The organism is Streptococcus halichoeri (genome assembly GCF_019774635.1).
Taxonomy (GTDB): domain Bacteria; phylum Bacillota; class Bacilli; order Lactobacillales; family Streptococcaceae; genus Streptococcus; species Streptococcus halichoeri.
Window position 1 is genome coordinate 758,854 of the sequence record NZ_CP081502.1, and the last position, 12,548, is coordinate 771,401.

Consider the following 12,548-nt stretch of genomic DNA (forward strand, 5'->3'; position numbering starts at 1 on the left):
TGTCAGTATGGATGATCAACTTGTCATTTATATTATTTCAGATTCTTTAGGCGAAACGGCTCGCGCTATTGTTAAAGCTTGTCTGTCTCAGTTTCCACAGCATGAGCATTGGGCCTTTAAGCGTTTTTCTTATATCAATAATCAGTCCCTTCTGGATCAGATCCTTGAGGAAGCTAGTCAAAGCACAGCCCTATTGATGTTTAGCTTGGTTGATGTCGAGCTTGCTTCTTATGCCCAGAGGTGCTGTGAAGCCCAGGGTCTGGTCTATGTCGATCTACTCACCAATGTATTGCAGGGCATGTCTCAGCTCTCAGGGTTAGAACCCCTGGGCACCCCAGGTTTATTGCGTCAATTAGATCAGGATTATTTTGATCGGGTTGCAGCCATCGAATTTGCCGTGAAATATGATGACGGAAAAGACCCCCGTGGCATCTTACAAGCAGACCTGGTCTTGCTGGGTATCTCTCGCACTTCTAAAACACCTTTGAGCATGTTTTTAGCGGATAAGGCTATTAAGGTGGTGAATATTCCCCTGGTGCCCGAGGTTCCCCTGCCTAAGGAATTGGACCTGATCGATCCTAAAAAAATGATTGGTTTGACAAATTCTCTTGACCGATTAAATCAGGTGCGCAAGATGCGCTTACAGGCCCTAGGCCTGCCAGGGAATGCTAATTATGCCAGTCCAGAAAGGATTTTAGAAGAAGTGAGCTATGCCGAGACAGTCATGCAACAGCTCCACTGTCCAATCATCAATGTCTCTGATAAAGCGATTGAAGAAACGGCAACGATTATTTTAGACATGCTAAAAGCTAATAAGCTAATCACGCGAGACTTATAATAAAGGAGAGAGCAAGGTTATGGAGAGAAAATTTGTCTATCATTTTGCAGAAGGTCACAAGGACATGCGGACTTTACTAGGCGGTAAGGGAGCTAATCTGGCTGAAATGACCCGCATTGGCTTACCCGTCCCGCAAGGTTTTACCATCACAACGCAAGCCTGTAATGATTACTACGAACACCATGAAGTGATTCGTGAGCTTATTTTAGAGCAGATTGAAGAAGCACTGGGGGAGCTAGAGAAGGCCAAAGGCCAGCAATTAGGCAGTGCAGACAACCCACTGCTTGTCTCGGTGCGCTCAGGAGCGGTCTTTTCGATGCCAGGGATGATGGATACTATTTTAAATCTCGGCCTTAATGACACCAGTGTTAAGGGCTTGGCGCAAGCTACCCACAATGAACGTTTTGCCTATGATAGCTATCGTCGCTTTATTCAAATGTTTAGTGATGTGGCCAGAGGCTTGCCTAAAACACTATTTGACCAGGCCTTAGCTGAGCTTAAAGCAAAACATGGCTATCAAGAGGATACGGAGCTAAGCAGCCAGGATCTAAAAAAGCTTGTCCAAACCTATCAGGCAATCTATTTACAGCAGCTGGGTCACCCGTTTCCCCAAGATCCCAAGGAGCAATTGCTCATAGCCATTGAAGCAGTTTTTGATTCCTGGAATAATCCTCGTGCCAAAGTCTATCGCAAACTCAATGGCATTTCACAAAGCCTTGGCACGGCTGTTACTATTCAGGCTATGGTATTTGGTAATATGGGTGAGACCAGCGGCACTGGGGTAGCCTTTACCCGCAATCCCTCAACCGGGAAGAACCAGTTATTTGGTGAATACCTCATCAATGCACAGGGCGAAGATGTGGTTGCAGGGATCCGCACCCCTCAGACCATTGCCAGCTTGGCAGACAAGATGCCTGACCTTTACCAACAATTTGTAAGCGTTGCCAAAAAATTAGAAAACCATTATCGCGACATGCAAGACCTTGAATTCACCATCGAAAAGGGCCGCCTCTACATGTTGCAGACCCGTTCTGGGAAACGCACCGCTCAAGCGGCCGTTAAGATTGCAGTTGACCAGGTCCAAGAAGGGTTAATCAGCCAAGAAGAAGCCATATTGCGCATTGAGCCTCAGCAGTTAGACCACTTGCTACATCCTTCCTTTGCTCCGGCCGATCTAGCGCAAGCTAACCGCCTAGCTACAGGTCTACCAGCTTCACCAGGTGCGGCCTGCGGTCGAGTCTATTTTCATGCACAAGATGCTGTCCAACAAGCCAAAGCTGGCCAAGCCGTGCTGTTAGTTCGGCAAGAAACATCAGCTGAGGATATTGAAGGCATGATCAGTGCGCAAGGCATTATCACCGCCCGTGGCGGCATGACCTCGCATGCTGCTGTGGTTGCACGTGGTATGGGGAAACCCTGTGTGGCTGGTTGCAGTCAACTGGTCATTGATGAGGCAAAACGCTGTCTCCGCCTAGGCCAAACGACCCTCCAAGAAGGCGACTTCCTCTCGCTAGATGGCAGCACCGGAGCCATCTACCTAGGTCAGGTCCCAATGAGTCAGACCACCCTTAATGATGATTACCAGCAATTCATGGCTTGGGCTGATGCTAAACGTGAGCTGCAGGTGCGCTCAAATGCGGACAAGCCAGCGGACGTTAACATGGCACTTGCCTTTGGCGCGCAAGGAATTGGCTTATGCCGGACAGAGCACATGTTCTTTGAAGAAAGCCGGATTGCCTTGGTCCGGGAGATGATTTTGGCAAATACCAAACAAGATCGTATCCGGGCTTTGGATAAGCTTTTGCCCTTACAACGAGCGGATTTTCAGGCAATGTTTACGGCCTTGAATGGCAAATCCTGCACCATTCGCTTGCTGGACCCACCTCTGCACGAATTCTTACCACAAGACGAAGCAGCCCTTGCCGCAATGGCTACTCAGCTAGATTTGCCTCTAGCAGCTATTTATCATCGCCTGCAGGAATTGGCGGAGTTTAACCCGATGCTTGGCCATCGCGGCTGTCGCTTGGCGATTACTTATCCAGAAATCTATGAGATGCAAGCGCGAGCGATTGTCCAAGGCGCCCTCCTAGCTAAACAAGCTGGTATCAAGGTACAGCCAGAGATTATGGTGCCGCTGGTTTCGTCTGCCAAGGAGCTAGCAAGGATCCGCACCTTACTAGAGCAGACCATCACTCAGGAGCTACAAGCTAAACAGGCAGAGCTGACTTATCAGATTGGAACCATGATTGAGCTACCAAGAGCCTGTGTAACGGCAGATGAGATTGCTCAGGTTGCTGATTTCTTTAGCTTTGGGACCAATGATTTGACGCAAATGGGCTTTGGCTTTTCACGAGATGACGCCGGGAAGTTTTTGGGAGATTACCTTGAGGAGGGGATTTTAGACAACGATCCGTTCCAAGTGCTTGACCAAAAAGGAATCGGCCGCCTCCTCGCCATGGCTGTTGATTTGGGGCGTAGTGTTAAGCCTCACCTGCAATTGGGCATTTGTGGTGAGCACGGCGGCGAACCGGCTTCGGTGGCCTTTTGCTACCAACAGGGCTTGGATTATGTTTCTTGCTCGCCGTTTCGGGTTCCTCTTGCTCGGCTTGCGGCCGCTCAAGCTAGCATCAAAAAAGCAGGCCCTGCCATTCTTAGAGATAAATAAGCACTGATTTTGTGAGACCTCGTCGAAACCGGCGAGGTTTTTTAGGGGTGCTATCAAGAGCTAGGCACACGCAAGCCTCCAGTAAGCAGAGAGAAACTTTTTCGCCGGGCAAGAGCTGAATGTGATATAATGGAGAAGACTATGTCAAAGGAACATCCTAGGAATTAGAGTAAGGAGAAGTCATGAAAATTTCTGAAGAAGAAGTGCGTCACGTGGCTCATTTGTCCAAGTTACGCTTTTCAGATCACGAAACATCAGCATTTGCTTCAAGCTTGTCCAAAATTGTCGACATGATTGAACTCTTAAATGAAGTGGACACAGAAGGTGTCGCCGTGACGACAACCATGGCCGACCGCACAACCGTGATGCGTAAAGACGAGGCTCAAGCAGGTCCAGATCGTGCTGAGTTGTTTAAAAATGTCCCCGAGCAAGAAGATTATTACATCAAAGTCCCAGCCATTCTTGAAGACGGAGGAGATGCCTAATGTCATTTAATCACTATACGATTGATCAACTGCATGAACTCTTGGTCAATAAAGAATTGTCTGTCACCGAATTAACCAAGGCCACCTTAGAGGATATTCAGGCACGCGAAGAGCAGATTGGCGCCTTTATCACCGTGTCAGAAAAAGCAGCCTTGGCCCAAGCAAAAGACCTAGATGCCAAAGGGATTGACCCAGATAATGTTATGGCGGGCATCCCCTTAGCTGTCAAGGATAATATTTCAACCAAGGGAATTTTAACCACCGCCGCATCCAAGATGCTCTACAACTACGAGCCGATTTTTGATGCGACAGCAGTCGAAAAGCTCTATAACAAGCAGATGATTGTTATTGGTAAAGCCAACCTGGACGAATTTGCCATGGGCGGCTCGACTGAAACCTCCTATTTCAAGAAAACAAAAAATGCCTGGGACCAAAGCAAGGTGCCGGGTGGCTCATCAGGCGGCTCAGCAGCAGCAGTTGCTGCTGGGCAAGTCCGCTTGTCACTGGGTTCAGATACCGGTGGCTCGATTCGCCAACCGGCTTCCTTTAATGGCATTGTCGGCATGAAACCAACCTATGGTCGGGTGTCGCGTTTTGGCCTTGTGGCCTTTGGCAGCTCGCTTGATCAGATCGGTCCCATGTCACCAACCGTCAAAGAAAACGCCCAGCTTTTGAATGTCATCGCAGGCCATGATAGCAAAGATGCCACCTCAGCAGACCAGCCTGCTTGCGACTTTACAGCTAAGCTCGGTCAAGACATCAAAGGCATGAAAATTGCCCTGCCTAAAGAATACCTGGGCCAAGGAATTGCCCCAGGGGTCAAAGCAACCATCCTAAAGGCCGCTCAGCAATTTGAAAAATTAGGCGCCATTGTCGAAGAAGTTAGCCTGCCGCATTCCAAGTACGGAGTTGCCGTCTACTACATCATCGCCTCCTCAGAAGCCTCCTCAAACCTCCAGCGTTTTGATGGTATTCGCTATGGCTACCGCACAGAACATTATCAAAACTTAGATGATATTTATGTCAATACCCGCTCAGAAGGCTTTGGCGATGAGGTGAAACGCCGGATCATGCTAGGAACCTTTAGCTTGTCATCTGGTTACTACGATGCGTATTACAAAAAAGCCGGCCAAGTCCGCACCTTAATCATTCAGGATTTTGCCAAAGTCTTTGCAGACTATGACCTCATCCTTGGCCCAACCGCACCAACCACCGCCTTTGCCCTTGAGTCGCTCAACCACGACCCAGTAGCTATGTACCTGGCTGACATTTTGACCATTCCGGTTAACCTAGCTGGTCTCCCTGGGATTTCCATCCCTGCTGGTTTTGATCAGGGTCTGCCCGTTGGCCTCCAACTCATCGGTCCCAAATACAGCGAAGCCACCCTTTATCAAGTAGCCGCTAGCTTTGAAGCCAGCACCGACTACCATAAGCAAAAGCCCATTATTTTTGGAGGAGCTCAGTAATGAATTTTGAAACGATTATCGGCCTTGAAGTTCACGTGGAATTAAACACCCAGTCCAAAATCTTCTCCCCGGCTTCAGCCCATTTTGGCAAAGAGCAAAATGCTAACACCAATGTCATTGACTGGTCCTTCCCAGGTGTGTTGCCAGTCATGAACAAAGGTGTTATTGATGCGGGAATCAAAGCTGCGCTGGCTCTCAATATGGACATCCACCAGACCATGCACTTTGACCGCAAGAATTATTTTTACCCTGATAATCCTAAAGCCTACCAAATCTCTCAATTTGATGAGCCCATAGGCTATGCGGGCTGGATTGACATCCAATTAGAAGATGGCAGCAGCAAAAAAATTCGCATTGAGCGGGCCCATCTAGAAGAAGATGCCGGCAAAAATACGCATGGCAGTGATGGCTACTCCTATGTCGATCTCAACCGCCAGGGAGTACCACTGATTGAGATTGTCTCAGAAGCAGATATGCGTTCGCCAGAAGAAGCCTATGCTTATCTCACCGCCCTTAAGGAAATTATCCAATACACCGGCATCTCCGATGTTAAGATGGAAGAAGGTTCCATGCGGGTCGATGCCAACATTTCGCTGCGCCCTTATGGCCAAGAAGCCTTTGGTACCAAGACCGAGCTCAAAAACCTCAATTCCTTCTCCAATGTTCGTAAAGGACTTGAGTTCGAAGTGGAACGTCAAGCTAAAATCTTGCGTTCAGGCGGCATCATTCGCCAAGAAACCCGCCGCTATGACGAGGCCAACAAAGCTACGATCTTGATGCGGGTCAAAGAAGGCGCTGCTGATTACCGTTACTTCCCAGAACCTGATCTTCCCATTTATCACATTGACGATGCTTGGATTGAGCAAATGCGTGCAGCTCTGCCTCAGTTCCCCGCCCAAAGACGTGCCAGATATGTCAGTGAGCTTGGTTTGTCCGACTATGATGCTGGGCAATTAACCGCGACCAAAGCCACATCAGATTTCTTTGAGCAAGCCGTGGCCCTAGGTGGCGATGCTAAGCAAATCTCCAACTGGTTGCAAGGTGAAGTGGCTCAATTCCTAAATAGCGAAGCTAAGTCTCTTGAGGCCATTAGCTTGACACCGGCCAATCTGGTTGAGATGATCCAGCTCATCGATGATGGCACCATCTCTTCAAAAATCGCCAAGAAAGTTTTTGTGCATCTAGCTAAAAACGGCGGCTCAGCGGAAGCTTATGTCAAATCAGCTGGTTTGGTTCAGATTTCTGACCCTCAGGTCTTAATCCCCATTATTCATCAGGTTTTTGCTGATAATCCAGCAGCCGTGGCGGACTTTAAAGCTGGTAAACGTAATGCAGATAAGGCCTTCACTGGCTATCTGATGAAGGCGACCAAAGGTCAGGCCAACCCACAAGTGGCCCTCAAACTCCTAGCTCAGGAATTACAAGCATTACGAGACTAAAGTCGCCTTAAGCAAAAGAGCAAAGCTTAAGAATAGTTACAGTGAGCAGCGAGCGGCCCTGGTAGGCGCTTGCTGCTTTTAGTTGGCTAGGTGGGGATGGGCAGGAATGAGCGAGGCAAAACGGCGCTCTATAGGCTTTTAGCAACTGACAATAAAGAGAATCAGTCTAAGAGATACGTACCGCCCGCTGCCCGCCGCCGAATTCGCCTCCTTTGGTCCTGTAGTGAGACCTAGCTATCTATGAATCTGACATGTCTTAAAAAGCAAAGCAAATCTTAAGGGCTAGCTCTTTTAAGGAATAAAGCTTTCAGAGGAGCTAGCGAATATGGTACAATAGACAACAGACCATAACTTGGAAGAAACACATAGTGAAAGGGAAAGGGAACATAAACAGTGAAACATAAGGGCACCATCCTCGTCTTGCTGGCCGGAACAGCTTGGGGCTTATCAGGTGTGGCCGGCCAATATCTCTTAAGCCAGAATATTAATGTGAACTTACTAACAGCGCTTCGCCTACTGATTTCTGGGCTCTTTTTGCTAGGACTTGCCATAGCCAGGCAAAAAGAACGCTTAAAAGCTATCTTGCAGCAAAAGAAAGCTGTGCTACAGTTGTTGCTCTTTAGTTTTTGTGGCTTGCTTTTGAACCAATATGCTTATTTAAATGCGATTAAGTTTACCAATGCCGGGACCGCTACCGTTTTACAGTACTTAAACCCGGTTTTGATCCTAGCTTTTGTCTCGCTGACTGAGAAGCGCTACCCCTCAATTGCTGAAAGCAGCTCTATTTTCCTTGCCCTTGTTGGGACGATAGTGATTGCAACCCATGGTAACCTCTCAGAACTTGCTGTCACCCCTCAAGGTCTGGCATGGGGCTTGATTTCGGCTGTGGCTGCGGCCCTCTATGTCTTGCTGCCTGTGCGGCTGATTCAAGACTGGGGTAGTCTCGTAGTCATTGGCCTTGCCATGGTTATTTCTGGTTCCACATTTACCCTTTTGACCAGGGCCTGGCATTATAAGCTAGCCTTAACACCTGGCAATAGTCTGGCCTTATTTGGCCTAGTTGTTATAGGAACGATTGTGGCCTATACCTTCTTTTTAGTAGGAACCAGCATGGTTGGCCCCATCAAGGCCACCCTCTTAGCCGCAATTGAGCCTATTGCCTCGGTCTTTTTGGCCTTTATCTTGCTAGGGCAGGAGTTTTTCTATCAGGATTTGCTTGGCATGCTTTTAATCCTTATTGCCGTCCTTCTCATTTCCATTCGTGACATCTATCTCTTGCGAAGGGAAAAGCGCTTTGCCACCAAAGATGAGATGTCTCATCGACCTAATAGCTCAAAAATGAACACATAATATAAAAAGGAGAAACACATGATTGGATCGTTAATTGTAGGTGCGATTATCGGCATGATCGCAGGAAAAATCACAGATCAAGGCAGCTCAATGGGTTGTTTAACCAATATTGCCGCTGGCCTTATTGGCTCAGCTCTTGGTCAAAAACTCTTTGGCTACTGGGGCCCGCACTTAGCTGGCATGGCGATCTTTCCTTCCATTCTTGGGGCAGCCATTGTCGTTGTGGTGGCATCTGCCTTACTGGGACGCAAATAAAGATCAAAATCAGACAGTATCTGAAAAAGAGAGTGCTGTTCTAAACCAAGCTTAATCCGAGCCTAAAGCCGTGATAGGCTTGACAACCTGACAAAAAATAGAAAAAAAGACCACTTGAGTGCTTGCGCTCAAGTGGTCTTTGCAACCTAGTGTGTCTTATCGGTTCTTAGGTGCCTACCATAAGTATAACCAAGCAATATGAAAAGCCAATGTCAGCTGAGTAACAAATCAGGCCTAAGGTAAAGAGCTTGTCATTGATTTGCAACCATTAGCCCCAAGCTGCTAAGTCCTAAACGGTAAAGCAAGGGATTTTGCATGCCCTTTTGTTTAATGCTATAATCCCGAGTTTATCAGTTAATTGACTTCGCAGGGGTTGTTTTTGCGATAACAGCGGTATTTCTTTTGATTTTTTATCTCTATTTATTGTTGTGAACGGCAATGTATGTTATACTATAGTTATGGCATTTATTCGAATTACAAAAAACAGAGAAGGTCGTAAGCATGTTTATCTTGTTGAAGGATATCGTGAGAACGGAAAGTCAAAACAACGGATTCTTCATAAATATGGTTTGTTGGATGAATTAGAAGCGAAAGAGCCAGGTATTCTTGAGCGATTAAAACGTGAGGCAAAGGAGGAATCACACGCTAAATCTGAAGAATTTCTGATTAAGCTTTCTCTAAAAGACCCAATGAACGCACCTGATGAAAACATTGGTTGGAAGATTTTAGAAGACCTTTACACAACCCTCAAGCTAAATAGATTCTTTAAAAAAAATAAACCGTCAAAAATGACGATTGACTTAGATCAAACGGTTAAGCTTCTGCTCTTTCAACGAATTCTGAACCCAGGAAGCAAATATAGAACTTTCTACCATCAAACTTCCCTATTTGGAAATTGGAATGTTCCATATAATTCAGTATATCGGTCACTAGATGTCTTGAACAATCTTCAATCAGAACTTCAATACCACCTCCATCAAGAGGTCAGTCAATTAACGAATCGAACAGGAACGTTAGTGTTTTACGATGTTACCAACTACTTTTTTGAAATTGATGTTCCGGATGAGGATAGACACGATGAAAATGGAGATATCCTTGTAGAGGGCCTTCGTCGAAGAGGAGCCAGTAAAGAATACAGGAGAGACCCCATTATCCAAATGGGATTATTCATGGATATAAATGGTATTCCCATAGCTTATAGACTTTTTAGAGGTAACGTTACAGACCCTATCACCTACATCCCTGCAATTGAGCAAGTAAAGAAACAATTTGGGATTGAACGGTTGGTAGTGGTCGCAGACAAGGCCATGAACAGCACAAATAACCTACAAGCTACTATAAAGAATAATGACGGTTGGCTTTTCTCTCAAAAGCACCGTGGGAAACGTGGCGCTCCAAAGGATATTCAAGAAAACATATTGGAAGAATCTGGTTGGCAGTTTAATCAAAATCTCACTTTTGCTAAAAAGTCTTACATTCGGGAGAGAAAACTTGGGACAAAGAAGGATTCCCCAACTGTTAAAGAAAAAGTGCTGATGACATGGTCTAAAAAATATGAAGATAGAGAACGGATTCGACGCGAAGGAGCTCTCGACTATGCCAATAAGTTAACCAATGCAGAACTATTTCGACAAACGAGTAAGAAGGGAGGGAAGAAATACCTTGAATTGAGCTACTTGGATACCGAAACTGGAGAGGTTAAACCATTTTCACCACTTATCCGACTTGATCAAGAACAGGTGGAATATGATGCTCAATTTGATGGAGTTCATGTCCTTGTAACGAGTGAAATTGAGATGGAGGATGATGCTATATTAGCGGCCTACAAAGAACTATCCTCTATTGAAAGTTGTTTTCGAATAACCAAAACAGAGTTTGAAACTAGACCTGTTTACGTAAGGAAAAAGGAACATATTGAAGGCCATTTCCTAATCTGCTTTATCAGTTTAGTAATGATTCGCTTATTGTATTACATTAGCGATAAGAAGATGAGTCCTGCTAGAATGATTGACAGCTTAAACAGTATGTTAGCTTCAACTATGGGACAAGGAATATATAGAGTCCAGCAAAATCATGAAGCAAGTGAATTCCTTCGTTTATTAGGTATTACTTGGGACCGTGGAACAGTCAGACACGAAGATATTCAAAAGTTAGGGAAAAACTGCATACACAACACGATTTACAACTTAAAAAAGCTTCAATAACGTTGATTTGACAGCGTTTATAGAGATTTTTTTATTTTTTAACTGATAAACTCGGGAAAAAAAGACCACTTGAGTGCTTGCGCTCAAGTGGTCTTTGCAACCTAGTGTGTCTTATCGGTTCTTAGGTGCCTACCATAAGTATAACCAAGCAATATGAAAAGCCAATGTCAGCTGAGTAACAAATCAGGCCTAAGGTAAAGAGCTTGTCATTGATTTGCAACCATTAGCCCCAAGCTGCTAAGTCCTAAACGGTAAAGCAAGGGATTTTGCATGCCCTTTTGTTTAATGCTATAATGGATAGAAGAAGAGGGAGGACACTATGACAAAAACCAGGCTTTATATTGCCCGCCACGGCAAAACAATGTTTAACACAATTGGTCGCGCACAAGGATGGAGTGATACACCCCTGACAAAAACCGGCGAAGAAGGTATCCGTGAACTTGGTCTAGGCCTAAAAGATGCCGCCATTCCCTTTCAAGCCGCCTTCTCCAGTGATTCTGGTCGTACCATGTTGACCATGGAGATTATTTTGCGGGAATCCGAGCAAGCTTTTATCCCCTATACACGTGACAAACGTATCCGGGAATGGTGTTTTGGTAGCCTAGATGGAGCCTATGATTCCGAATTATTCCTTGGTGTGCTCCCTAGGACCAAAGCCTTTCAAGGCCGCGACAACCTGCGAGATGTCCCTTATTCAGAGTTAGCACAAAGCATTGTCGAAGTAGACACTGCCAACTGGGCTGAACCCTGGGAAGTGCTGCGCAAACGCATTTTAGACGGCTTTGAAGCGATTGCCTTGTCCATCCAAAATGCCGGCGGCGGCAATGCCATTGTCGTAAGCCATGGCATGACCATAGGGACCTTCTTATGGTTGATTGATCCTCAGCATGACAAACAATACATTGATAACGGCTCTGTTACTGTCGTTGACTATGAAGACGGCCAGTTTACCATCAAAGCCATCGGAGATATGAGCTATCGCTATCGAGGTCGCGAGATCATCGAAGCAACTGCCGCCCAGCAACCAACCAACCAGACTTACTGAGGCTAAAAACTGGTGCGAGCCATCACCCCCTAGCTCTTACGAGGGGACCTATCCCCAAAAAATAAAAAACCAGCAGCTACCACGAAATAGTAGCCAGACTGACTCAAGGAGAAATAATGAGAAAACGCCTCAGCTTAGGATACTTTATCATACTGTTAGTGCTCTTTATGGGACTGATTCTCCTTCCCTTATGCTGGCACGCAAGCCCACCTAAGGCGCGACAATTGCAGCCTGTCCCCTACAGCCAGCAAGCCTTTCTTAAACGCCTAGCCAAAGAGCTAGGCCCCATCGCCAAAGCTTACGGCATCAAACCCTCAGTCTTACTGGCTCAAGCCGATCTTGAAAGCCAGCATGGCCAGACCTTATTGGCCGCCAAATACGCTAACCTTTATGCCCTCCCCGCCAAACCAGGCCAAGCCGCCATCGCCTTGACACCTAGTTCAGTTGCGCCTTTTTTGCAAAATAGCTCAGCAGCGCAAGCAATGACCCAAGGCCAAACCGTTCGCTACGCCCGCTACCTCAGCTGGGACCAGGCTGCGCGCGATTATTTGCAACGCCTGAAAGCAGGGGAATTAGCCGATACCGACTTATACACCCACTTAGCCACCCAAAAAGGCTATGTCAAACCCAGCCAAGCCCTGCAAAAATACCTCTATCCTCAAGATAAAAACAGGGCCCAAGCCATGATTCAGGTCATTGAGCAATACAACCTCACTCAGTATGATTAGAAAATTAGCACTCAGCAAAAGTGAGTGCTAATTTTTTAGTTTTTTCCCTTGACAAGCCGATAGAATAGCGTAT

At 46.3% G+C, this 12,548-nt stretch carries 10 protein-coding genes; all 10 read left to right on the forward strand.

Annotated features, from left to right (window positions below; all coding sequences use genetic code 11):
* Positions 1-7 precede the first annotated feature (7 nt).
* The 10 genes from K5J94_RS03735 (at position 8) to K5J94_RS03780 (ending at position 12,475) form a co-directional block, all read left to right on the forward strand.
* Entirely contained in the window at positions 8-838 is an 831-nt protein-coding gene (locus K5J94_RS03735) for a pyruvate, water dikinase regulatory protein (protein ID WP_159547711.1), read from the forward strand.
* Positions 839-857: 19 nt separating this feature from the next.
* The gene (gene ppdK / locus K5J94_RS03740) at positions 858-3,503 is read left to right on the forward strand and encodes a pyruvate, phosphate dikinase (protein WP_221913563.1); all 2,646 of its coding nucleotides are present in this window, start codon (positions 858-860) and stop codon (positions 3,501-3,503) included.
* Between the two features lie 182 nt (positions 3,504-3,685).
* Positions 3,686-3,988 (forward strand): Asp-tRNA(Asn)/Glu-tRNA(Gln) amidotransferase subunit GatC, encoded by a 303-nt coding sequence (gatC, locus tag K5J94_RS03745; RefSeq protein ID WP_159543153.1) that lies wholly within the window; start codon positions 3,686-3,688, stop codon positions 3,986-3,988.
* Positions 3,988-5,454: an Asp-tRNA(Asn)/Glu-tRNA(Gln) amidotransferase subunit GatA gene (gene gatA / locus K5J94_RS03750; RefSeq protein ID WP_159543152.1), complete on the forward strand. Its 1,467-nt coding sequence runs from the start codon at positions 3,988-3,990 to the stop codon at positions 5,452-5,454. Before gatC ends, gatA begins: the two co-directional genes overlap by 1 nt.
* Positions 5,454-6,893, forward strand: coding sequence for an Asp-tRNA(Asn)/Glu-tRNA(Gln) amidotransferase subunit GatB (gene gatB / locus K5J94_RS03755; protein WP_159547713.1), 1,440 nt, complete (start codon positions 5,454-5,456; stop codon positions 6,891-6,893). Before gatA ends, gatB begins: the two co-directional genes overlap by 1 nt.
* 393 nt (positions 6,894-7,286) lie before the next feature.
* Positions 7,287-8,243 (forward strand): DMT family transporter, encoded by a 957-nt coding sequence (locus tag K5J94_RS03760; protein WP_159565147.1) that lies wholly within the window; start codon positions 7,287-7,289, stop codon positions 8,241-8,243.
* Between the two features lie 18 nt (positions 8,244-8,261).
* On the forward strand, positions 8,262-8,498 hold the full coding sequence (locus tag K5J94_RS03765) for a GlsB/YeaQ/YmgE family stress response membrane protein (protein ID WP_159543146.1): 237 nt from the start codon (positions 8,262-8,264) through the stop codon (positions 8,496-8,498).
* A 458-nt stretch (positions 8,499-8,956) separates the two neighbouring features.
* Positions 8,957-10,702 (forward strand): IS1634 family transposase, encoded by a 1,746-nt coding sequence (locus tag K5J94_RS03770; RefSeq protein ID WP_221912771.1) that lies wholly within the window; start codon positions 8,957-8,959, stop codon positions 10,700-10,702.
* A 319-nt stretch (positions 10,703-11,021) separates the two neighbouring features.
* The gene (locus K5J94_RS03775; RefSeq protein ID WP_221913565.1) at positions 11,022-11,747 is read left to right on the forward strand and encodes a histidine phosphatase family protein; all 726 of its coding nucleotides are present in this window, start codon (positions 11,022-11,024) and stop codon (positions 11,745-11,747) included.
* A 116-nt stretch (positions 11,748-11,863) separates the two neighbouring features.
* The gene (locus tag K5J94_RS03780; protein WP_159547716.1) at positions 11,864-12,475 is read left to right on the forward strand and encodes a glucosaminidase domain-containing protein; all 612 of its coding nucleotides are present in this window, start codon (positions 11,864-11,866) and stop codon (positions 12,473-12,475) included.
* Positions 12,476-12,548 lie beyond the last annotated feature (73 nt).

Bases quoted from the DNA above. Each gene is read 5' to 3' on its own strand.
- K5J94_RS03780 (WP_159547716.1), top strand. From the start codon at position 11,864: ATGAGAAAACGCCTCAGCTTAGGATACTTTATCATACTGTTAGTGCTC.
- ppdK (WP_221913563.1), top strand. From the start codon at position 858: ATGGAGAGAAAATTTGTCTATCATTTTGCAGAAGGTCACAAGGACATG.
- gatC (WP_159543153.1), top strand. From the start codon at position 3,686: ATGAAAATTTCTGAAGAAGAAGTGCGTCACGTGGCTCATTTGTCCAAG.
- gatB (WP_159547713.1), top strand. From the start codon at position 5,454: ATGAATTTTGAAACGATTATCGGCCTTGAAGTTCACGTGGAATTAAAC.
- K5J94_RS03775 (WP_221913565.1), top strand. From the start codon at position 11,022: ATGACAAAAACCAGGCTTTATATTGCCCGCCACGGCAAAACAATGTTT.
- gatA (WP_159543152.1), top strand. From the start codon at position 3,988: ATGTCATTTAATCACTATACGATTGATCAACTGCATGAACTCTTGGTC.
- K5J94_RS03770 (WP_221912771.1), top strand. From the start codon at position 8,957: ATGGCATTTATTCGAATTACAAAAAACAGAGAAGGTCGTAAGCATGTT.
- K5J94_RS03765 (WP_159543146.1), top strand. From the start codon at position 8,262: ATGATTGGATCGTTAATTGTAGGTGCGATTATCGGCATGATCGCAGGA.
- K5J94_RS03735 (WP_159547711.1), top strand. From the start codon at position 8: ATGGATGATCAACTTGTCATTTATATTATTTCAGATTCTTTAGGCGAA.